At 68.0% G+C, this 20,958-nt stretch carries 25 protein-coding genes; 11 read left to right on the top strand and 14 right to left on the bottom strand.

The genetic code is table 11. The features are described from left to right. Positions 1-86: 86 nt before the first annotated feature. The 9 genes from flgJ to flgB all read right to left on the bottom strand — a co-directional run bounded on the left by flgJ (position 87) and on the right by flgB (position 7,414). Positions 87-1,058, bottom strand: a complete 972-nt coding sequence (gene flgJ, locus EJO66_RS25170) for a flagellar assembly peptidoglycan hydrolase FlgJ (RefSeq protein WP_124960775.1) — start codon at positions 1,056-1,058, stop codon at positions 87-89. Between the two features lie 8 nt (positions 1,059-1,066). Beyond that, positions 1,067-2,182 (bottom strand): flagellar basal body P-ring protein FlgI, encoded by a 1,116-nt coding sequence (locus tag EJO66_RS25165; RefSeq protein WP_124960774.1) that lies wholly within the window; start codon positions 2,180-2,182, stop codon positions 1,067-1,069. Positions 2,183-2,301: 119 nt separating this feature from the next. Further along, positions 2,302-2,985 carry a flagellar basal body L-ring protein FlgH gene (locus EJO66_RS25155; RefSeq protein WP_124960773.1) on the bottom strand — a complete coding sequence of 228 codons (684 nt, stop codon included), beginning with the start codon at positions 2,983-2,985 and terminating at the stop codon, positions 2,302-2,304. Continuing rightward, the gene (flgG, locus tag EJO66_RS25150; RefSeq protein ID WP_124960772.1) at positions 2,982-3,764 is read right to left on the bottom strand and encodes a flagellar basal-body rod protein FlgG; all 783 of its coding nucleotides are present in this window, start codon (positions 3,762-3,764) and stop codon (positions 2,982-2,984) included. The genes EJO66_RS25155 and flgG overlap by 4 nt, the downstream gene beginning before the upstream one ends. Before the next feature lie 40 nt (positions 3,765-3,804). Continuing rightward, positions 3,805-4,551: a flagellar basal body rod protein FlgF gene (locus EJO66_RS25145; RefSeq protein WP_124960771.1), complete on the bottom strand. Its 747-nt coding sequence runs from the start codon at positions 4,549-4,551 to the stop codon at positions 3,805-3,807. Between the two features lie 7 nt (positions 4,552-4,558). Continuing rightward, entirely contained in the window at positions 4,559-5,773 is a 1,215-nt protein-coding gene (flgE, locus tag EJO66_RS25140) for a flagellar hook protein FlgE (protein ID WP_124960770.1), read from the bottom strand. Between the two features lie 85 nt (positions 5,774-5,858). After that, on the bottom strand, positions 5,859-6,545 hold the full coding sequence (locus EJO66_RS25135) for a flagellar hook assembly protein FlgD (RefSeq protein WP_124960769.1): 687 nt from the start codon (positions 6,543-6,545) through the stop codon (positions 5,859-5,861). Positions 6,546-6,569: 24 nt separating this feature from the next. Then, positions 6,570-6,986 carry a flagellar basal body rod protein FlgC gene (gene flgC / locus EJO66_RS25130; RefSeq protein WP_124960768.1) on the bottom strand — a complete coding sequence of 139 codons (417 nt, stop codon included), beginning with the start codon at positions 6,984-6,986 and terminating at the stop codon, positions 6,570-6,572. A 17-nt stretch (positions 6,987-7,003) separates the two neighbouring features. Continuing rightward, positions 7,004-7,414 (bottom strand): flagellar basal body rod protein FlgB, encoded by a 411-nt coding sequence (flgB, locus tag EJO66_RS25125; protein WP_015866973.1) that lies wholly within the window; start codon positions 7,412-7,414, stop codon positions 7,004-7,006. 166 nt (positions 7,415-7,580) lie between these two features. Here flgB and flgA point away from each other — a divergent pair, with 166 nt between their 5' ends. From flgA to EJO66_RS25110, 3 genes are all read left to right on the top strand, one after another. Beyond that, positions 7,581-8,294 (top strand): flagellar basal body P-ring formation chaperone FlgA, encoded by a 714-nt coding sequence (flgA, locus tag EJO66_RS25120; protein WP_124960767.1) that lies wholly within the window; start codon positions 7,581-7,583, stop codon positions 8,292-8,294. A gap of 82 nt (positions 8,295-8,376) precedes the next feature. Further along, on the top strand, positions 8,377-8,673 hold the full coding sequence (flgM, locus tag EJO66_RS25115) for a flagellar biosynthesis anti-sigma factor FlgM (RefSeq protein WP_124960766.1): 297 nt from the start codon (positions 8,377-8,379) through the stop codon (positions 8,671-8,673). Between the two features lie 5 nt (positions 8,674-8,678). Beyond that, positions 8,679-9,125: a flagella synthesis protein FlgN gene (locus EJO66_RS25110; protein ID WP_124960765.1), complete on the top strand. Its 447-nt coding sequence runs from the start codon at positions 8,679-8,681 to the stop codon at positions 9,123-9,125. 6 nt (positions 9,126-9,131) lie between these two features. Here EJO66_RS25110 and EJO66_RS25105 read toward each other — a convergent pair whose 3' ends face one another. Beyond that, positions 9,132-9,899, bottom strand: a complete 768-nt coding sequence (locus EJO66_RS25105; RefSeq protein WP_124960764.1) for a Crp/Fnr family transcriptional regulator — start codon at positions 9,897-9,899, stop codon at positions 9,132-9,134. A gap of 157 nt (positions 9,900-10,056) precedes the next feature. Next, the gene (locus tag EJO66_RS25100) at positions 10,057-10,332 is read right to left on the bottom strand and encodes a hypothetical protein (RefSeq protein ID WP_124960763.1); all 276 of its coding nucleotides are present in this window, start codon (positions 10,330-10,332) and stop codon (positions 10,057-10,059) included. Positions 10,333-10,462: 130 nt separating this feature from the next. On the opposite strand from EJO66_RS25100, the gene hemA reads away from it, so the two are divergent. The 6 genes from hemA to paeA all read left to right on the top strand — a co-directional run bounded on the left by hemA (position 10,463) and on the right by paeA (position 15,982). Beyond that, on the top strand, positions 10,463-11,734 hold the full coding sequence (gene hemA, locus EJO66_RS25095) for a glutamyl-tRNA reductase (RefSeq protein ID WP_124960762.1): 1,272 nt from the start codon (positions 10,463-10,465) through the stop codon (positions 11,732-11,734). Positions 11,735-11,835: 101 nt separating this feature from the next. Then, positions 11,836-12,924 (top strand): peptide chain release factor 1, encoded by a 1,089-nt coding sequence (gene prfA, locus EJO66_RS25090; RefSeq protein ID WP_015866980.1) that lies wholly within the window; start codon positions 11,836-11,838, stop codon positions 12,922-12,924. After that, on the top strand, positions 12,921-13,772 hold the full coding sequence (gene prmC / locus EJO66_RS25085) for a peptide chain release factor N(5)-glutamine methyltransferase (RefSeq protein ID WP_125966424.1): 852 nt from the start codon (positions 12,921-12,923) through the stop codon (positions 13,770-13,772). Before prfA ends, prmC begins: the two co-directional genes overlap by 4 nt. Positions 13,773-13,802: 30 nt before the next feature. Then, a complete protein-coding gene (grxD, locus tag EJO66_RS25080) occupies positions 13,803-14,132 on the top strand; it encodes a Grx4 family monothiol glutaredoxin (RefSeq protein ID WP_124960760.1) in 330 nt (109 codons plus the stop codon). A gap of 13 nt (positions 14,133-14,145) precedes the next feature. Then, the gene (locus EJO66_RS25075; RefSeq protein WP_125966423.1) at positions 14,146-14,646 is read left to right on the top strand and encodes a cupin domain-containing protein; all 501 of its coding nucleotides are present in this window, start codon (positions 14,146-14,148) and stop codon (positions 14,644-14,646) included. Between the two features lie 52 nt (positions 14,647-14,698). Further along, a complete protein-coding gene (gene paeA, locus EJO66_RS25070) occupies positions 14,699-15,982 on the top strand; it encodes a polyamine export protein PaeA (RefSeq protein ID WP_124960758.1) in 1,284 nt (427 codons plus the stop codon). Between the two features lie 7 nt (positions 15,983-15,989). Here the strand turns inward: paeA and EJO66_RS25065 are convergent, their stop codons facing one another. Both EJO66_RS25065 and EJO66_RS25060 read right to left on the bottom strand, forming a co-directional pair. Beyond that, the gene (locus EJO66_RS25065) at positions 15,990-16,649 is read right to left on the bottom strand and encodes a lytic transglycosylase domain-containing protein (protein WP_124960757.1); all 660 of its coding nucleotides are present in this window, start codon (positions 16,647-16,649) and stop codon (positions 15,990-15,992) included. Continuing rightward, on the bottom strand, positions 16,646-18,391 hold the full coding sequence (locus EJO66_RS25060; RefSeq protein ID WP_125966422.1) for a proline--tRNA ligase: 1,746 nt from the start codon (positions 18,389-18,391) through the stop codon (positions 16,646-16,648). The genes EJO66_RS25065 and EJO66_RS25060 overlap by 4 nt, the downstream gene beginning before the upstream one ends. Positions 18,392-18,537: 146 nt before the next feature. Between EJO66_RS25060 and EJO66_RS25055 the strand changes: the two genes are divergently transcribed. Then, positions 18,538-19,209: an RNA pyrophosphohydrolase gene (locus EJO66_RS25055; RefSeq protein ID WP_124960782.1), complete on the top strand. Its 672-nt coding sequence runs from the start codon at positions 18,538-18,540 to the stop codon at positions 19,207-19,209. After that, positions 19,154-19,750 (top strand): CNP1-like family protein, encoded by a 597-nt coding sequence (locus tag EJO66_RS25050; protein ID WP_124960755.1) that lies wholly within the window; start codon positions 19,154-19,156, stop codon positions 19,748-19,750. The genes EJO66_RS25055 and EJO66_RS25050 overlap by 56 nt, the downstream gene beginning before the upstream one ends. Positions 19,751-19,787: 37 nt before the next feature. Here the strand turns inward: EJO66_RS25050 and proB are convergent, their stop codons facing one another. Next, positions 19,788-20,927: a glutamate 5-kinase gene (gene proB, locus EJO66_RS25045; RefSeq protein ID WP_124960754.1), complete on the bottom strand. Its 1,140-nt coding sequence runs from the start codon at positions 20,925-20,927 to the stop codon at positions 19,788-19,790. Between the last annotated feature and the right edge of the window lie 31 nt (positions 20,928-20,958).

Raw genomic sequence — 20,958 nt, 5'->3', positions numbered from 1 at the left:
TCACCACCTCCAGCCGGCTCGAGGTGGCAGGCGCCGCAGCGCCGCGATGTTGTGGGGGGCTCATGATCTCTGCCATATAAATTCCTTCAGCTGAACTTCTGCATGATGCGAACGAGCTTCTGCCCGTACTGCGGATCGGTGGCGTAGCCGGCCTTCTGCAGGCCGTGCGCGGCCTCGGCCGGTGTGTCGGCGGCCAGCACGCCGGCGTAGCGCGGGTTGCGCGTGATGAACCGGGCGTAGTCGGTGAAGGCCTCGTCGTAGGAGCCGTAGGCCCTGAACTTCGCACGCACGCGCTGCGGTTCTCCGTCGACGTATTCGGTCGTGGTGGTCTCCACCACCGGACCCTTCCAGCTGCGGTCGGCCTTGATGCCGAACAGGTTGAAGCTCTGGGCGCCGTCGTCGGCACGGATCTCGCGCTTGCCCCAACCCGATTCGAGCGCGGCCTGCGCAAGGATCAGCGGCGCGGGCACGCCGCTGGCCGCACTCGCCACCTGCGCGGAGCTGCCCATGCGCTGCACGAAGCTGTCGACGCTGCCCTGCAGCGAGGCCACGGCGCCCGCGGCCGAGCGGTCGCTGTTGCGCTGGTAGATGCCCAGGTCCACCGATGCGGCCGCTGGCCTTGCCGGTGCGGATGGCAGCGGCGACGAGCCGAGCGGAATGCCCGACTGCGGCGTGAGCGCCATGCCCGCGCGGGACGCGAGCGACATGCCTTCGCTGCCGCTGCCATCGGTTTCGCCCGAGGGCGCCGCGCGGCTGAGTTGCGCGAGCATGGCCTCGGCCAGGCCCACGCCGCGCCCCGAGAGGTTCTGCGCGAGCTGCTGGTCGAGCATCGACATGTAGATCTTCTGGTCGCGGTTCTCCAGCAGGCCGCTCGATGGCGTGGCCTCGCGCATGCTCTTGAGCACCATGTTCATGAACAGCGCCTCGAACTGCCGCGACACCTGCTTCAGGCCCTCTTCGGGCGAGCTGCGCACGGTGTAGCGCAAGGCATCGACGCCCTGCACGTCGAGTGCAAGGCGCTGGTCCAGCGCGCCGCTTCTGCTTTCCGTGATGGCCATGGCGATGCTCAGATGATCTCGAGCTCGGCGCGCAGCGCGCCGGCGGATTTCATGGCCTGCAGGATCGACACCAGGTCCTGCGGATTGGCGCCCAGGCTGTTCAGGCCCTTGATCACATCGGCCAGCGAGGCGCCGCCGCGCACCATCTGCAGCGCACCGCCGCCCTGGCTGATCGAGATCTGCGAGGTCTGCCCGACCACCGTGGAGCCGCCGGAAAAAGCGTTGGGCTGGCTCACCACCGGCTCGGTGTTGATGACCACCGAGAGATTGCCGTGCGCCACCGCGCAGTCGTTCACGCGCACAGCCTGGTTCATGACCACGGAGCCGGTGCGCGCATTGACGACCACGCGGGCGACCGCCTGCGTCGGCGTGACTTCCAGGCTCTCGAGCCGCGCGAGAAAGCCCACGCGCTCCTGCGGCGCGGGTGCCCGCACCTGGATCACGCGGGCGTCGAGCGCCTGCGCCGTGCCCGCACCGAACTGCCGGTTGATGGCGTCGGCCGCCAGCTGCACCGTGCCGAAATCGGAGCGGTTGAGCTCGAGCGTGAACGTGCTTTCGCCGCCCACCGGCGCCTCGACGCTGCGCTCCACCAGTGCGCCGGCCGGAATGCGGCCCGAGCCGAGCTGGTTGACCTGCGCCTTGCTGCCGTTGGCCGACGCGCCCGCGCCGCCGACCACCATGTTGCCCTGCGCGATCGCATACACCTGGCCGTCGACGCCCTTGAGCGGCGTCATCAGCAGCGTGCCGCCGCGCAGGCTCTTGGCATTGCCCATCGAGGACACCGTCACGTCGATGTTCTGGCCCGGCCGCGCGAACGAAGGCAGCGTGGCCGTGACCATCACCGCCGCCACGTTCTTGAGCTGCATGTTCACGCCCTGCGGAATCGTGATGCCCAGCTGCTGCAGCATGTTGTTCAGGCTCTGCGTGGTGAACGGCGTCTGCATCGTCTGGTCGCCTGTGCCGTCGAGCCCGACCATGAGGCCATAGCCGATCAGCGGGTTGTCGCGCACGCCCTGGATGCTCGCGAGCTCCTTCAGCCGTTCGGCCTGCGCCGGCGAACACAGGGTGATGGCGCACAGCGCCGCAAAGCCGATCAACGAACGCACATTGCAGAAAAAATTCATGGTGGTATTCCCTTTCGCGGGACGCCGCGGAACCGGCTTTGCCGGGCCGCTGGCGTCGCCCCCGGCGAGGGGGTTGGCGTAGCGACACGAAGTGCGCGAAGACTGGGGGTGTGCCATGGCTAGAACGGCATGACGTTGAGGAAGAAGCGCTGCATCCATCCCATGTGCTGCGCCTCGTCGATGTAGCCCTTGGCCGTGTATTCGATGCGCGCATCGGCCACCAGCGTCGAAGGCACGGTGTTGCTGCCCGAGACCGTGCGCGGGTTCACCACGCCCGAGAACCGGATGTATTCGGTGCCCTGGTTGATGCCCATCTGCTTCTCGCCGCTGACCAGCAGGTTGCCGTTGCGCATCACGTCCACCACCGTGACGGTGATCACGCCGTTGAAGGTGTTGTTGGCATTCGCGCCGCCCTTGGCGTCGAGCTTGTTGCCGCCCGACAGCTTGGCGTCCTGGCCGTCGAGCAGCGAACCCAGCAGCTTTGGGATGCCAGCGAAGTCGGCAACCAGGCTGCCCGTGCGGCTCGCGGAAGCGCCCGAGTTCTTGCTCGCGTTGACCCGTTCGCTGATGACGATGGTCAGGATGTCGCCCACGTTGCGCGGCCGGCGATCCTCGAACAGCGCGCTGCCGCCGGGACCGTCCTGGAAGATCGCGCCGTTGGCACGCCGCGGCATCGACGCCATGTTCTCCGCCCGCGCCGTCATCGGCTGGTGCACCAGCGGCTCGCGCGGAACCTGCGCGCAGCCCGAGGCCAGCACGGCAACCACCACCAACAGCGCCAGGCACAACGTGCGGGAGGTCATAGCTGGGCCAAACGCTGCAGCATCTGGTCGGAAGTCTGCACCGCCTTGCTGTTGATCTCGTAGGCGCGCTGCGTGGCGATCATGTTCACGAGCTCTTCGACCACGTTGACGTTCGAGGCCTCCACGTAGCCCTGGCTCAGGATGCCCGCGCCGTCGATGCCGGGATTGACCTGGTTCGGCGCGCCGGAGGCATCGGTTTCCGCATAGAGGTTCTCGCCCTTGCTCTGCAGGCCGGCCGGGTTCAGGAAGGTGGCCAGCTGCAGCTGCCCGACCTGCACCGTGTTGGTCTGCCCGGCCTGCGTGATCGACACGATGCCGTCGCGGCCGATGGTGAGGCTGGTGGCGTTGGCGGGCAGCGTGATGGCCGGCTGCACCGGAAAGCCGCTGGCCGTGACGAGCTGGCCGTCGCGGTCGGTCTGGAACGAGCCGTCGCGCGTGTACGAGGTGGTGCCGTCGGGCATCAGCACCTGGAAGAAGCCGCCGCCGTTGATGGCCACGTCGGTCGGCTTGTCGGTCTTGGTGAGGTTGCCCTGCGAGTGGATGCGTTCGGTCGCGACCACGTGCACGCCGGTGCCTACCTGCAGGCCCGAAGGCAGCCGGGTCTGGTCCGAGGTCTGGCCGCCGACCTGGCGCAGGTTCTGGTACATCAGGTCCTCGAACACGGCACGGCTTCGCTTGAAGCCCGTGGTGCCGACGTTGGCGAGGTTGTTCGACACCACGTCGAGTTGGGTCTGCTGGGCATCCAGGCCGGTCTTGGCGATGTAGAGCGAGCGCATCATGGCGAAAAATCCTTGGGAAGTTGGGTGGTGGGGCGCGGGCTCAGCCGTACGCCAGCAGCTTGTTGGCCGACTGCGCGTTCTCGTCCGCGCTGCGCATCGACTTCATCTGCATCTCGAAGCTGCGCGCGTTGGCGATCATGGCCACCATGGCCTCGACGCCGTTGACGTTGCTGCCCTCGACCGCACCGGTGGTCACGGTCACGGCCGCATCGGCCTCGGCCGGCGCGAGGCCCTCGCGCATGCGAAAAAGGCCGTCGGCGCCGCGCACGAGGTCGGCCACGGGCGGGTTGACCAGCTTCAGGCGGCCCACCTCTGCGATGCCGATGGCCGGGTCGCCGGCGCCGCGTGCCGTCACGAGGCCGTTGGCGGCGATCGCGACGGTGGAGCCGGGCGGCACCACCAGTGCGCCGGCATCGCCGGCCACGGGCAGCGAGCCCATGGTCGTGAGCTGGCCTTCGGCGTTCACCTGCAGGTTGCCCACGCGGGTGTAGGCCTCGCCGCCATCGGGCGTCTGCACCGCGAGCCAGCCGTCGCCATGAATGGCGACATCGAGCGCGCGGCCGGTTTCCGTGAGAGGACCGTGGCTGAAGTCGGCGCCAGGCGTGGTGGCGACCACGTAGGCGCGCGTCGGCGCCTCGGCGCCGCCGGCCACCGGCACCGCGCGAAAGCTGTTGATCTGCGCGCGGAACCCGGGCGTGGAGGCGTTCGCCATGTTGTTGGCGACGGAGGCCTGCTGCTCCATGGCCTGCTTGGCGCCGCTCATCGCGACATACAGCATGCGGTCCATGGGCGGCTCAGCGGATGTTGATCAGGGTCTGGACGACCTGATCCTGCGTCTTCACCGTCTGCGCATTGGCCTGGTAGCTGCGCTGCGCGACGATCAGGTTGACGAGTTCGGAGGTCAGATCGACGTTCGATGCCTCCAGCGCGCCCGAGGCGAGCGAGCCCTGCTTGGTGCCCGCGCCCGGCGTGCCGGTGAGCGGCTGGCCCGAGGCCAGCGTTTCGCCCCAGACGTTCTCGCCCATCGGCTCCAGGCCGTTGGGGTTGGCAAAGGAGGTCAGCACCACCTGGCCCATCAGCGTGGTCTGTTCGTTGGAGAACTTGCCGGTGATGGTGCCGTCGGGGTTGATCGAGAACGAGGTCAGCGTGCCGGAGGTGTAGCCGTCCTGCTTGAGCGTCTTGATTTCGTTGATGTTGCCGAACTGCGTGGTGCCCGAGAGGTCGACCGTGGCGTTGAGCGCCACCGAGCCGTTGCCGAAATTCATGGCCGGCAGCGTCAGCTTGCCGCCGGTGGGCGTGAGCAGATTGCCGTTGCCGTCGAAGCTCATCGTCGAGATCGGCGCGCCGCCATTGAGCGCAGTGCCGTCGGCGGCGCCGTACACGTCCCAGGCATTGGCGCCGGTCTTCACGAAGAAGACGCCGAGCTCGTGCGGATTGCCGAGAGAGTCGAACACCGGGCCGAGCGCGTTCGAATAGTTGAAGGTGGCCGAATCGGTCGCAGAGAACGGCGTCTTGGTGGGTACCGTGCCGCGTGCGTCCAGGTTGAAGGTGGCGTTGATGGCGGTGGTCGCCTTCGGGCTCATGGCGGTGGTCTGGACCTGCAGCGGGCCCGGCGTGCCGCCGTCGAGGCCGCCCGTGGCGGAGACGCCGTAGCCCGTCAGGCGCAGGCCCGCGGCGTTGACGATGAAGCCGTCCTTGTCGCGCGTGAACTGGCCATTGCGCGAATACATCACCTCGCCGCTCGGGCTGCTGAGCCGGAAGAAGCCGTCTCCGTTGAGGATCGCCACGTCCAGCGGCCGGCTGCTGGTCTGCACCGAGCCCTGCGTGAAGTTCTGCACGATGCCCGACACTGCCACGCCCAGGCCGACGCGCGAGCCCGCATACACGTCCTGGAAGGTCGCCGCGCCCGACTTGAAGCCGACCGTGCCGGAGTTGGCGATGTTGTTGCCGATGACGTCCAGGTTGGCGGCTGCCGCGGACAGGCCGCTGATGCCTTGAGAAAAGCCCATGATCGAATCCTTGTTTCAGTGCAATGAAGAAGAAATGGCCTGCGGCGCACGGGCCGCTGCCAATGAGAAGCTGTGCGGTGGGTGCTCAGAGAAACATGCGCACGTCGGCCAGGCCGATGCTCTGGCCTGACATCAGTTCGAGCGTGACGCCGCTGGCGCCCTGCTTGACGGCGGCCACCTGCGAGAAGACCAGCGAAGTGGCCTCCACGCGCGTGCCGTTGTTGGCGGCCGAGACGCTGAAGCTGTAGGCGCCCGCCGGGGCCGTGGTGCCGTCGTCGGCCTTGCCGTCCCAGGTGACGGCGTTGACGCCTTCGGTCATCGAGCCGAGCGTCAGGGTGCGCACGGTGTTGCCCGCGGCATTGACGATCTTCACTTCGACGGTGCCGGCGGTGGCCGGCAGCTGCACCGCAAAGGGCACGGCCGCCGGTTCCTCCCCGGCCTTGGGCTCGGAGGTGCTGAGGGCATTGCCGGGCGACAGCACGTTGTAGCCAATGAGCGATGCCGCCTGCAGCACCTGGTTGGCGCCGGTCTGGTTCACCAGTCCGCTGAGCGCGGTGTTGAGCCGCTCGATGCCGCTCACGGTGCTCATCTGCGCGAGCTGCGACGTGAGCTCGGCGTTCTCCATCGGGTTGAGCGGATCCTGGTTGTTGAGCTGCGTCACCAGCAGCTTGAGGAAGCGCTGCTCGCTGTCGGCTCCCGAGACATTGCCGGCGCTCGATGCGGCGGTGGCTGCATTGAGCCCGGAGATGGAAGAGGTGTCGGAGATGGCCATGGTTCTTGTTGCAGGTGTAGGGGGTTACTGGCCGATGCTCAGCGTCTTGACCATCAGCGTCTTGGCCGTGTTGAGCACCTCGACGTTGGCCTGGTAGCTGCGCGAGGCGGAGATCATGTTGGTCATCTCCTCGACCACGTTGACGTTGGGCATGGCCACGTAGCCCTTGGCGTCGGCATGCGGGTTCTTCGGGTCGAAGACCATCTTCAGAGGCGAGGGGTCCTCGATGACGCCGGCCACCTTCACGCCGCCGATGTCCTGCTGGCCCGAGGCGGCCACTTCGAAGACCACCTGCTTGGCGCGGTAGGGCTTGCCGTCGGGGCCGGCCACGCTCTCGGCGTTGGCGAGGTTGCTGGCCGTCACGTTCATGCGCTGCGACTGCGCGGCCATGGCGGAGCCCGCCACGCTGAAGATGTTCATGGAAGCACCGGGATGCGGCATGCGCGGCTCCTTCTTGTTTATTGCGCGGCGGAGAGCAGCGACTTGATCTTGGCGCTGACCACCGTGAGGTTGGCTTCGTAGCGCAGTGCGTTGTCGGCGAAGTTGATGCGCTCGGCATCCATCTCCACCGTGTTGCCGTCGATGCTGGCCTGGCTCGGCACGCGGTACAGCAGGTCGCGCTCGGGCATCGAGGACGGCGCATCGGCCTGGATGTGGCGGGCCGACGTGGCGGCCATCTGCACCGGCTGCTGCGCTGCGCGGCCGTGCTCGACGGCCTGCGTCAGGCGGCTCGCGAAATCGAAGTCACGCGCCTTGTAGTTGGGCGTGTCGGCGTGGGCGATGTTGGCCGCCAGCACTTCCTGGCGCTGCGTCCGAAGGTTCAGTGCTTCGCGGTTGAAGCGAAGCGCCGCATCCAGCTTGTCGATCATGTGTTTCCATCTTTCGAGGCGTCGCGTCCCTGGCGGGGCATGGCGACAGATGGAAAGCGAGTCTATGCATGCACTGCATTCGCAATGGCCCGAACAAAGGGGCATTTGGCGTGCACTTCGAATCTTCGGATCCGGGGTGCCTTCCTAGAATTGCCGGGCACCCATCATGGAAAAAATCTCTTGCCGCCCGCACCGCCTGAAGCTCGTGCTGCCTGCCCTGGCGGCCGGGCTGGGCGCGGCAATGTGCGTGGCCGCGGCGCCGCTGGCGGGCGATGCGCGCGCCGCCGTCGACCGCTTGCTGCAGGCCCAGACCGCCGGACTGCCGGGCAAGGTCAGCATCCGCGTCGAGGCGCCGGCATCGGGTCCGCTGCCCGCATGCGATGCGCTCGAGCCGTTCCTGCCTCGCGGCGCCGCGGTATGGGGCCGGGTGTCGGTCGGCCTGCGCTGCCATTCGGAGCTGAAGCCCTGGACCCGCTTCGTGCTGGCCCGCGTGGCGGTCGAGGGACGCTACCTCGTGGCCGCGCGCAACATCGATACCGGTCAGGCCCTGGGCGCCAGCGACTTCATCGCCCGCGACGGCGATCTCACGGCCCTGCCGCGTTCGGTCGTGACCGACGCCGCCGAACTGCAGGGCGTGGTGGCCGCCAACCGCATCGCGGCCGGCGCGCCGCTCAGGCGCGAACTGATGCGCGGCGTGGCCGTGATCCAGCAGGGCCAGACCATCAAGGTCGTTGCCGAAGGCCCGGGCTATGTCGTCAGCACCGAAGCCCGCGCGATGACGAGCGCCAGCGCCGGCGCGGCCGTGCGGGCCAGGACCGTGGATGGCCGCATGGTCAGCGGCGTGGCCGACGAGGAAGGGCAGATCCGCCTGCCGCAATAGCCGCATTCATGGCGCGATGCGCACTGCCCTAAAGTTCTGGCCCGAACTGCCGATACATCAGGCAGCCCTTTGAGGAACCATCTTGAAAATCGATCCATTCGCCCCTTCGGCCACGCCGCTCCCCCGAACGAACAAGGGCGCAGCGTCCTCGCCCGCCAGCGGCGCCGATGCCGTCCAGGGCGGCAGGAACGCGGTGCAGCTCTCGTCGGCCCAGGTGCATTCGATGCCCGAGGCACCCAACGCCGATTTCGACGCGGCGCGCGTCGCCTCTATCCGCGAGGACATCCGGGCCGGGCGCTATGAAATCCACCCCGACCGGATCGCCCGCGGCCTGCTCGCCAGCGTGCGCGAACTGCTCCACGAAAACGGAAAGCTCTGAACGCCATGCTGGTTCACCTGTTGGCCGAAAAAACCTGCGTCGAGGAATTCCTGTCGGTGCTGGAGCAGGAGGCGCAGGCCATGAAGAGCGGCCTCTTCGCCGAGCTGCCGCTGCTCACCGGGCGCAAGGCCGGCCTGCTGGACCGCATGGCGGCACTCGACCGGGCGCGCGAATCGGCCCAGGTGGCGCGGGGCTTCGAGCCCGGGCGCGCGGGTGCCGACGCTGCCGCCGCGGCAGACGGCGAGGCCTCGCTCGCCGCCTGGACGGCGCTGGTCGAGCTGGCGCAGCAGGCCAAGGCCTGCAACCGCCGCAACGGCGCCATGGTGTACAGCCAGCTCGATTTCACGCAGAACGCGTTGCACTACCTGCAGGCCAGTGCGCAGCCCTTCTACGGGCCGGACGGCATCCGCAAGGCCGCCAGCGCCGCAGGAACGCGGCTGGCGGTGGGCTAGAAAGCCTCACTTGCGGGTCTTGCCCGACTTCGGCGGCGCCTCGAACAGCCCCGAGAAAAACGACGGATCCACCTCCCCGGACTCCTTGGCTGGAGGGCTCGGCTCGCCCGAAGGAAGCTCCTGGAAGTCCGACGACGCAAAGTGCGGGGGCACATACACCCCGTGCTCGTCCCTCCTGACCAGGCCGCGGCGCTCCAGGTCCCGCATGGTCTTGTTGACCTGCATCCTGGAAAGCCCCGAATAGGAGGCGATGACCGACTGGGTGATGCGCTTGTCGTAGCCGCCGCCGGTGCCCGGGGCCAGAACGGTGAGCTCGTGCAGGATGCGGCTGATGAGCCGCTCGGACGAGGCCGATGAAATCTGCCGGATCTGCCTGCGCAGCACCGTGGTGCGCTTCATCACCACGTCGAGCAGGCCCATCGTCACGGCCGGATGGCGGTCGCACAGCGCCTTGAATTCCAGCGTGGGCACCAGGTACAGCGAGGTGGGCAAGGCCGCCACCAGTGTCGCGCCGGCCTGGTAGCGCTCCTCGATCAGGGCCGAGTTCAGGAAGAAGTCGTCCTGCCGGATGAAGTCGGTCGTGACGTCGCCGCTGTCCCCGCTCCCCTGCACCACCACCCGCAGCAGGCCCGTGGCCACGCAGTAGATGCGGTCGGACCACTCGTCCGCCGCCAGCACGACTTCGTTGCGCCGGTAGGACCGAAGTTCGATGCGCTGAACGAAGGCTGCGCGCTCATCCGGAGGAACGCTGGCAATAAGGGGATGCAAATACATCTGTACCGTCCATGGGGCTGCCTTGCCGCATATTGGCTCAAAGCGGCTGCCTGCAACTCTTTCCGCTTTCCAAATGTGAATATTTACCAGATGAGATTCATATACTAACAGCTAGTAACATCTGGACACGCAACATCATCGCATGACTTGGCGAAAACTACTTGCGCCAGCCGTCCGAGACCAGCCATTGACTTGTACCGCACGCGACAACGAGCGCCGCGTAGGTCGCCATCGCGCCGTCGCGGCCTGTGAGAACCACGCCGCCCAGCAGCACCAGCGCTCCCACGCCTGAATTGATCGCGCCCTCGGCCCACCATGCCCTGCCGCCCGCCTTGCGCCGGAAGGCCCGGCCCATGAGCGCGCACAGGAAGCCGACGGCCAGCGCGGGCGCCACGAAGTTCAGCAGGTGATTGAGGAGATCCAGCAGGGACATGGGTAGGAAGGGGTATCGAGGGCCCCCGGATAAAGCCAAGGGCGCTCGCGGCGCCCTTGTCTTGTGGAGTTGCATGCGGCCAAGCCCCTCGGCAGCCGCACGGCTCCTGCTGATTTTATAATCAGTGGATATGTCAGTCTGGACACTGGGCCTGAACCACACGACCGCGCCGCTCGATCTGCGCGGTCGTTTCGCGTTCGCGCTCGATCAGCTGGCACCCACGCTGCAGAGCCTGCGCAGTTCGTTCGCCACCGGGCGCCATCCGCAGGTCGAAGCCGCGATCATTTCCACCTGCAACCGCACCGAGATCTACTGCGCCGCCGAGCATGCCGCGCTCGACCACACGGTCGGCTGGCTGGCCGAGAGCGGCGGCGTCGCGCCGGCGCTGCTGCGCTCGCATGCCTACACCCTGCACGACGACGAAGCCGCGCGCCATGTCTTCCGCGTGGCCAGCGGGCTCGATTCCATGGTGCTCGGCGAGGCCCAGATCCTCGGCCAGATGAAAGACGCCGTGCGCGCGGCCGAAACCGCCGGCGCGCTCGGCAGCACGCTCAACCAGCTGTTCCAGCGCTCCTTCGCGGTCGCGAAAGAGGTGCGCACCGCCACCGAGATCGGCGCGCACTCCATCAGCATGGCCGCGGCGGCCGTCCGGCTGGCCGGCCAGCTGTTCGAAGACCTGCACCAGACGCGCGTACTGTTCGTCGGCGCGGGCGAGATGATCGACCTGGCCGCCACGCATTTCGCGGCCAAGGACCCGAAGGCCATCGCCATTGCCAACCGCACGCTCGAGCGCGGCGAAAAGCTGGCCTCGCGCTTCGGCGGCGAGGCCATGCGGCTGGCCGACCTGCCGAGCCGGCTGGCCGAGTTCGACATCGTGGTGAGCTGCACCGCCAGCACGCTGCCGATCATCGGCCTGGGCGCGGTCGAGCGCGCGCTCAAGGCCCGCAAGCACCGCCCGATGTTCATGGTCGACCTGGCCGTGCCGCGCGACATCGAGCCCGAGGTGAAGGCGCTCGAAGATATTTACCTCTACACCGTCGACGACCTTGCCCAGGTGGTGCAGCAGGGCCAGGCCAACCGCCAGGCCGCCGTGGCCCAGGCCGAGGTCATCATCGACGCCGGCGTGCAGAGCTTCATGCACTGGCTGGGCCAGCGCGGCACCGTGCCGCTGATCCAGCAGCTCAATGCCCAGGCCGACGAGTGGCGCGCCGCCGAAATGGCACGCGCGCGCAAGCTGCTGGCCAAGGGCGAATCGGTCGATGCGGTGCTCGAGGCCATGTCGCGCGGACTCACGCAAAAGCTGCTGCACGGCGCCATGGCCGAACTGCACGCGGGCGACGCCGAATCGCGCGAACACACCGCGCAGACCATCTCGCGCCTGTTCCTGCGCAAAGAGCGTTAGCGACGCTCGCCAGCGGCCCGGCCCCGCCGGCCGCGGTCCCACATGCGCCCTGCCGCGGCACCGCGGCGCCCTTCCCCCATTTTTCCGAGCTCCTTTCCGCCGTGAAGACCTTTCTGCGCCACCAACTCGAACGCTACGCCCAGCGCCTGGGCGAACTCGACTTCCTGCTTTCGCGCGAAGACATCATGAGCGACATGGCGCAGTACCGCACCATCTCGCGGGAGCACGCCGAGATCACGCAGATCGCGGGCCGCTACGAGCGCTACAAGCAGCGCGAAGCCGACATCGCCGGCGCGGCCGAAATGCTCGAAGACCCCGACATGGCCGAGATGGCCCGCGAAGAAATCGCCGCCGCGCAGGCCGAGCTCGTGCAGCTCGAGGAAGAGCTACAGCGCCTGCTGCTGCCCAAGGACCCGGACGACGCGCGCAATGCCTTTCTCGAAATCCGCGCCGGCACAGGAGGCGACGAATCGGCCCTGTTCGCGGGCGACCTGCTGCGCATGTACACGCGCTACTGCGAGCGCGCCGGCTGGCGCTGCGAAGTGGTGAGCGAGAGCGAGAGCGAGCTCGGCGGCTACAAGGAAGTGGTGATCCGCATCGCCGGCAACGATGTTTTTGGGCGCCTGCGCTTCGAATCGGGCGGCCACCGCGTGCAGCGCGTGCCGGCCACCGAGACCCAGGGCCGCATCCACACCAGCGCCTGTACCGTGGCCGTGCTGGCCGAGCCCGACGAAACCGTGGCGGTGCAGATCAACCCGGCCGACCTGCGCATCGACACCTACCGTGCAAGCGGCGCCGGCGGCCAGCACATCAACAAGACCGACTCGGCCGTGCGCATCACGCACATTCCGACCGGCATCGTGGCCGAGTGCCAGGACGACCGCAGCCAGCACCGCAACAAGGCCAAGGCGCTGCAGGTGCTGTCCGCGCGCATCCAGGAAAAGGACCGCAGCGAGCGCGCCGCCAAGGACGCCGCGATGCGCAAGGGCCTGATCGGCAGCGGCGACCGCTCCGACCGCATCCGCACCTACAACTTCCCACAGGGCCGGCTCACCGACCACCGCATCAATCTCACGCTCTACAAGCTGCAGGCCATCATGGAAGGCGACCTCGGCGACGTGCTCGACGCGCTGCGCGCCGCGCGCGAGGCCGAGCAGCTGGCCGAGCTGGAATCGAGCCTGCCGGCATGACGGCCGCGGCCACCACGCCATCCACCGTGGCCCAGGCGCTGGCCGCGGCCGTGGCGCTGGGCGTCGACCGGCTCGACGCCCAGTTGCTGCTGCTGCATGCGCTGGGCCGCGCGCCGAACGACCGCGCCTGGCTGCTGGCGCACGACACCGACGCCATTTCCGATGCGGCCTGGTCGGCGCTTTCGGCGCAGCTGCTGCGCCGGCTGGCGGGCGAGCCGGTGGCCTACCTGCTCGGCGAGAAGGAATTCCACGGCCTCGGCCTGCAGGTGGATGCGCGGGTGCTGGTGCCGCGCCCCGACACCGAAACGCTGGTCGACTGGGCCCTGCAATGCCTCGAAGGCCGCAAGGCTCCGCAGGTGCTCGACCTGGGCACCGGCAGCGGCGCCATCGCACTGGCGCTGCAGCACGCGCGCCCCGACGCGCAGGTCGACGCGGTCGATGCCAGCGCCGACGCGCTGGCCGTTGCCGAGGCCAACGCACTGCGCCTGGGCCTGCCGGTGCGCTTTCGCCAGGCCCATTGGCTCGACGGTGCCGCCGGCGGCTACGCGGTCATTGCCAGCAATCCGCCCTACATCACGGCCGGCGACCCGCACCTGGCGGCGCTGCAGCACGAGCCCCTGGCCGCGCTGGTGGCCGGGCCCGACGGGCTGGCCGACATCCGCCAGATCGTGCAACAGGCCCCCGCGCACCTTGCGGACGGCGGCTGGCTGCTGCTCGAGCACGGCCACGACCAGGCCCCAGCCGTGCGCCAGCTGCTCCAGGCGCGCGGCTTTGCCGAAGTGCAAAGCCGCGACGACCTTGCCGGCATCCAGCGCTGTTCCGGCGGGATCTGGCGCACGGTGAAATAATCCCCCCAAGCCCATTTTTCAGGAGTCCCCATGTCCGACGCCCAGCAACGCATCGACGATCTCGTCAAGACCAACGACCTCGTGCTCTTCATGAAGGGCAACGCCAGCTTCCCGATGTGCGGTTTCTCCGGCCGCGCCATCCAGATCCTCAAGGCGGTCGGCGTCGACACGAAGACGCTCAAGACCGTCAACGTGCTCGAAGACGACGGCATCCGCCAAGGCATCAAGGAATACAGCAACTGGCCCACGATCCCCCAGCTCTACGTGAAGGGCGAATTCGTCGGCGGCTCGGACATCATGATGGAGATGTACGAGTCGGGCGAGCTGCAGCAGGTGCTGGGCGGCAGCAACCCGGCCTGATTCCGGGGCCGCCGTGAGCCACGACCACGACCATGACCATGGCGGCAAGGCCGCGCCGGCCTGGAAGCACGACGGCGTGCGCGTGATCGCGGCCAACCAGCTCGACGCCAACACCGCCCAGACGCCCGGCATGAACCGCGCCGCGGCCATCAACTTCGCGCGCGTCGGCGCGCAGAAGCTCTGGGCCGGCACCGTCACCATCCATGCCGACGCCAAGACCGGCGCCCACCACCACGGGCACCTCGAATCGGTGATCTACGTGGTGCGCGGCCGGGCCCGCATGCGCTGGGGCGAGAAGCTCGAGTTCACGGCCGAGGCCGGCCCGGGCGACTTCATCTACGTGCCGCCCTACGTGCCGCACCAGGAAATCAACGCCAGCGCCACCGAGTCGCTCGAATGCGTGCTGTGCCGCAGCGACGGCGAGGCGGTGGCCGTGAACCTCGATATCGAACCGGTGGAGAAACCAGAATCGGTGCTGTGGGTCGACCCCACGCACCCGCACGGCGGGGTCTGACCGCTTTTCCCGGGCCGAGTCATGGCACCATGGCATTCTTCGCCGTGCCACCATGACCCTCACCCAAAGCCTGCTCATCATCGTCCTGCTGATCGCGATGAGCGCGTTCTTCTCCCTTGCCGAAATCACGCTGGCCGCCTCGCGGCGCCTGCGCCTGCGCCAGATGGCCGACGAAGGCGATGCGCGGGCCGAGCGCGTGCTGCGCGTGCAGGAGCAGCCGGGCCACTACTTCACCGTGGTGCAGATCGGCCTCAACGCGGTGGCGATCCTCGGCGGCGTCGTCGGCGAGGGCTCGCTCAGCCCCTACTTCGCGCGCTTCTTCGAAGGCTGGATGAGCGCGGAAGCCTCGGCGAACCTCGCTTTCCTGTGCTCGTTCGTGATCGTCATCGCGGTGTTCCTGGTGTTCGCCGACCTGTTCCCCAAGCGCCTGGGCATGAGCGACCCGGAGCGCATCGCGGTTCGCATGGTCGGCCCGATGCTGGTGCTGATCACCGCCTTCAAGCCGCTGGTGTGGTTCTTCACGCGCTCCACCGACATGCTCTTCAAGCTGCTGGGCATGCCGCTGGTGCGCGACGACAAGATCACCTCGGCCGACATCCTGGCCATGACCGAGGCCGGCGCGCGCGCGGGCGTGCTCGCGGTGCGCGAGCAGCAGGTGATCGCCAACGTGTTCGAACTCGACACGCGGCTGGTCAGCAGCGTGATGACGGTGCGCGACAACATCGCCTGGTTCCTGCACGACGACCCGGAATCGGTGCTGCGGGCGCGCATCGTGGCCGAGCCTTTTTCGGCCTATCCGGTGTGCGACGGCGACATCGACCATGTGCTCGGCTACGTCGACGCCAAGGAGATGTTCCAGCGCGTGCTCAGCGGCCAGCCGCTGGCCTTCGACCAGGGCCTGACGCTGCACAAGGCGCTGGTCGTCCCCGACCGGCTCTCGCTCACCGAGGTGCTCGAGCAGTTCCAGCAGGCGCACGAAGACTTCGCGATCATCGTCAACGAATACAGCCTGGTGGTGGGCGTGATCACGCTCAACGACGTGATGAGCACGGTGATGGGCGACCTCGTCTCCATGCCCGACGAGGAGCAGATCGTGAAGCGCGACGAGAACTCGTGGCTGATCGACGGCGTCACGCCGATCCAGGACGTGCAGCGCGCACTGCACATCGACGAGATGCCGCATCCGGACGACTACGAAACGCTGGCCGGCTTCCTGATGGTGATGCTGCGGCGCGTGCCCAAGCGCACCGACAGCGTGAGCTGGGGCGGCTACACCTTCGAGGTGATGGACGTCGACAGCTACCGCATCGACCAGGTGATGGTCACGAGAACCTAGCTCGCCCTCAGGCGGCCGAGCGGTCGCGGTCCACGAAGGTCCACAGGCGCTGGTTCGCGAACACGGCGTTGGGGTACGGCGCCTTGCCTCGGCTGCCGTTGTAGCGCCCGAGGGTCATGTACAGGTCGCCGTTCTCGCGGTCGAGGTAGTGGCGCAGGATCACGCAGCCGAAACGCAGATTGGTCTGCATGTGGAACAGCTTGGCCGGGTCGCTGTCGCCGATCACGCGGGTCCAGAACGGCATGACCTGCATGTAGCCGCGCGCACCGGCGCTGGACACCGCGAACTTGCGGAAGTTGCTCTCGACCTGGATCAGCCCGAGCACCAGGCTCACGTCCAGGCCCGAGCGCTTGGCTTCATACCAGACGGTCTGCAGGAATTCCTTGCGCGTGGGCCAGTCGGCAATCTTCTTCTTGAGGCGTTCGCTCATTTCGCCCAGCCAGCGCAGGTAGGTCAGGCGGGCCTCGGTGTTCGAGAACTCGGGCACCGGCGGCGCCTTGTTGTGCACGGCCGAACTCAGCGCGGTGCGCACCGAATCGATCAGCGGCTCCTCGATCTGCGCGCCGGCGCGCGCGGCCTGCGGCAGCGACAACGCGGCCAGGGCGCCCGCCGCCGCGGCGCCGCCCACCAGGCACCGGCGTCGCGAGAGGCCGCCCTCCAGACTCATTTGGCGAGCTTGCCGACGATGAATTCGGCGATGCCGGCGGCAGGCACCTTGGTGGCCGCCGTGTCGCGGCGGTGCTGGTATTCGAGCTGGCCCTCCTTCAGGCCGCGGTCGGAAATGACCACGCGGTGCGGCACGCCGATCAGTTCCCAGTCGGCGAACATCGCGCCCGGGCGCTCGCCGCGGTCGTCCAGCAGCACGTCGGCGCCGGCCGCGAGCAGCTGCTCGTAGAGCGCTTCGGCCGCCACCTTGACCTCGGGGCTGCGGTCCATGCCGATCGGGCACACCACCACCGTGAACGGCGCCAGCGCGTCCGGCCAGATGATGCCGCGCTCGTCGTGGTTCTGCTCGATGGCGGCGGCCGGCAGGCGCGTGATGCCGATGCCGTAGCAGCCCATCTCGAGGAACTGCGGCTTGCCGGCTTCGTCGAGGTAGGTGGCGTTCATGTCCTTGCTGTATTTGGTGCCGAGCACGAACACATGGCCCACCTCGATGCCGCGCTCGATCGCGAGCACGCCCTTGCCGTCGGGCGAGGCATCGCCGGCCACCACGTTGCGCAGGTCGGCCACCAGTTCGGGCTCGGGCAGGTCGCGGCCCCAGTTGACGCCGGTCATGTGGAAGTCGATCTCGTTGGCGCCGGTGATCCAGTCGGCCATGACCATCACCTCGCGGTCCGCCACGAGCCTGACGGGCTTCTTCAGGCTCAGCGGGCCGAGGTAGCCGGGCTTGCAGCCGAAGTGATCGTCGATCTCGGCCAGCGTCGCGAAGCGGAAGCCCTTGTCCAGGCCCGGCACCTTGCCGACCTTGATCTCGTTCATGTCGTGGTCGCCGCGCAAGAGCAGCAGCCAGACCTGCGACCCCTTCGGGTTGCCGGCCTCGTCGACGATGTCCGTTGCCAGCACCAGCGACTTGACCGTGGTCGACAGCGGCACGCCGAGCAGTTCGGCCACGTCGGCGCAGGTGCTCTTGCCGGGGGTGGGCGTCTTCTCGAGCGCCTTGGCCGCCGCCGGGCGCGGACCGGCCGGAGCGAGCGCCTCGGCCTTCTCCATGTTCGCCGCGTAGTCGCTGCCGGGGCAGTAGACGATGGCGTCTTCGCCGGTGGCGGCAATCACCTGGAACTCTTCGCTCAGGTCGCCGCCGATGGCGCCGCTGTCGGCCGCCACGGCGCGGTAGCGCAGGCCGAAGCGGTCGAAGATGCGGCGGTAGGCATCGGCCATGACCTGGTAGCTGGCCTTGGCCGCACCCAGGTCGCGGTCGAAGCTGTAGGCGTCCTTCATGATGAATTCGCGCCCACGCATCAGGCCGAAGCGCGGACGGCGCTCGTCGCGGAACTTGGTCTGGATCTGGTAGAAGTTCTTCGGCAGCTGCTTGTAGCTGCGGATTTCCTGGCGCGCGATGTCGGTCACCACCTCTTCGCTGGTGGGCTGGACCACGAAGTCGCGGTCGTGCCGGTCCTTGATGCGCAGCAGTTCGGGGCCCATCTTGTCGAAGCGGCCGGTCTCCTGCCAGAACTCGGCCGGCTGCACCACGGGCATCGTGAGCTCGACCGCGCCGGCGCGGTTCATTTCCTCGCGCACGATCGCCTCGACCTTGCGGATCACGCGCAGCCCCATCGGCATGTAGGTGTAGATGCCCGTGCCGAGCTTCTTGATCATGCCCGCGCGCATCATGAGCCGATGGCTCGCGACCTCGGCGTCAGCGGGCGCTTCCTTGAGGGTGGAGACAAAAAATCGGGAAGCTTTCATCGGGATCGCGCTGGTGGATTCAAAAATCGTGGGGAAGACGGATGCCGGCGGAGAGACCTCCGGGAACCCGCGGGCCTCGAACTGGCCGCTTGCCGTGTGCAACCCGGCATGCATAATCGACTCAGTTCAAAAATTGGGGTTTGATTATGCTCGACCGGGACGGCTTCAGGCCCAACGTCGGCATCATCCTGCTCAACCAGAGAAACCAGGTTTTCTGGGGCAAACGCATACGCACGCATTCCTGGCAGTTTCCGCAAGGCGGCATCGACCGCGGCGAAAGTCCCGAGCAAGCCATGTTCCGGGAACTGCACGAGGAAGTCGGACTCCATCCGGAGCACGTGCGCATCGTGGCCCGTACCCGTGACTGGTTGCGCTACGAGGTGCCGGATCGGTTCATTCGCCGTGACGCACGGGGCCACTACAAGGGCCAGAAGCAAATCTGGTATTTGCTGCAATTGATCGGTCACGACTGGGATCTGAACCTGCGCGCGACCGACCACCCCGAATTCGACGCCTGGCGATGGCACGACTACTGGGTGCCGCTCGATGTGGTCGTCGAATTCAAACGCGGCGTCTACGAGATGGCACTGACCGAGCTTGCTCGCTACCTGCCGCGGCAGGATTTCCGCAACCGCTTCCTGCGCAGCAATGTGCGCGCCCGTGAGTTCGAGCGCCACATGCCCGATGGCGGCGCGCCCGCGGGGCTGGACCTGCCGCCCGGCGGCAGTTTCGATCCGCATCCCGACATTACTTCTGCGAGCGATGACCCTTCCCCTCTTCCCCACAACAAAGCGCCCTTCCTTCCGTCGCAGCGCTGAGGGCACCCTGCTCGCCGCGTGCCTGGCCCTGCTGGCCGGATGCGCATCGGGCACGCACGACACGGACAACCCCGACTGGGCGCAGGCCGGCATGCAGCCGGCGCCCAAGCGCTACGAGACCGACGCCGAATGGAAGGAAACCGAGGCTCCGCCCCCGCCCGCCTTCGACGCAAAGCGCCTCGAACCGATCTCGATGCCGCCCTACATGAGCCTGAAGTTCGGCGTCGATCCGAAAACCATTGCCATCACCCGCGACGGCATCGTGCGCTACGTGGTGGTGGCGCAGAACCGCGATGGCGGCGGCGTCAACGCATTCTACGAAGGGGTGCGCTGCTCGACCGGGGAAATGAAGAGCTACGCGCGCTACAACAACGGCGCCTGGCAGGAAACGAAGACGCCGGAGTGGAAGCGCATCAGCGACCTGAACTCGCGCTACGCCTCGGCGCTGTCGAGCCAGGCGCTGTGCCGCGGCAATGCACCGCGCAATTCGGTCGGGGACATGGTCCAGAACCTGCGCAATCCGGTGCGGGAAGTGCAGTAGTGAAGTGACCCGGCGGGGCCCCGGCGCCCCGCCTTCATCAGCCGCGCATCAGCACCATGTTGTCGCGGTGGACCATTTCCGGCTCCGCCACATAGCCCAGCAGCCGCTCGAACTCCGCCGAGGGCTTGCGGCACAGCAGCCGGGCCTCGACGCTCGAATAGTTGGCCAGGCCGCGGGCGAGTTCCACGCCGTCGGCGTCGCGCACGGCGATCACGTCGCCGCGCGAAAACTCGCCCGAGACACCGGTCATGCCGATCGGCAGCAGGCTCTTGCCCTCGGCACGCACCTTGGCGGCCGCGCCGGCATCGACGGTGACCGCGCCGCGCAGCTGCAGGTGGTCCGCCATCCAGCGCTTGCGCGCCTGGTGCTTGGCCGTCTGCGCCACCAGCAGCGTGCCGATGGATTCACCGTGCACGAGGCGCAGCAGGGCGTCGGGCTCGCGGCCCCAGGCGATCACGGTAGAGGCGCCCGAGCCGGCGGCGCGCTTGGCAGCAAGGATCTTGGTGATCATCCCGCCGCGGCCCAGGCTGGAGCCCGCCCCGCCCGCCATCGCTTCGAGCGCCGGGTCACCGGCCGCCGCCTCGTGCACGAACTTCGCGTCCGGGTCCTTGCGCGGGTCGGCCGTGTAGAGGCCCTTCTGGTCCGTGAGGATCACCAGCGCATCGGCTTCGACCAGGTTGGCCACCAGCGCGCCCAGCGTGTCGTTGTCCCCGAACTTGATCTCGTCGTTGACGACCGTATCGTTCTCGTTGATGACCGGCACCACGCCCAGCCCGAGCAGCGTGACGAGGGTCGAGCGCGCATTGAGGTAACGCTCGCGGTCGGCCAGGTCGGCATGGGTGAGCAGCACCTGGGCGCTGCCGATCTGGTTCTCGCGCAGCTTGGTCTCGTACATCTGGGCCAGGCCCATCTGCCCGACGGCCGCGGCGGCCTGGAGTTCATGCACCTCGTGCGGCCGCGTGCGCCAGCCCAGGCGCTTCATGCCTTCGGCAATGGCGCCGCTGGACACCATCACGACCTCGCGCCCGCCCTGCACCAGCACCGCCAGCTGCCGGCACCATTCGCCGATGGCCGCCTCGTCGAGACCGCGCCCCTCGTTGGTCACGAGGCTGGAGCCCACCTTGACGACGATACGGCGGGCATCCCGCAAGGCAGTGGATCCGGAGTTCGAGGTCATGGGGGGGCGTGGCGGTCGTGAATGCGGCGTG

The sequence above is a fragment of the Variovorax beijingensis genome, from assembly GCF_003951285.1.
GTDB classification, from domain to species: Bacteria; Pseudomonadota; Gammaproteobacteria; order Burkholderiales; family Burkholderiaceae_C; genus Variovorax; species Variovorax beijingensis.
Note: the sequence above shows the minus strand (reverse complement) of the source record. Positions and strands in the feature narration are given on the sequence as shown.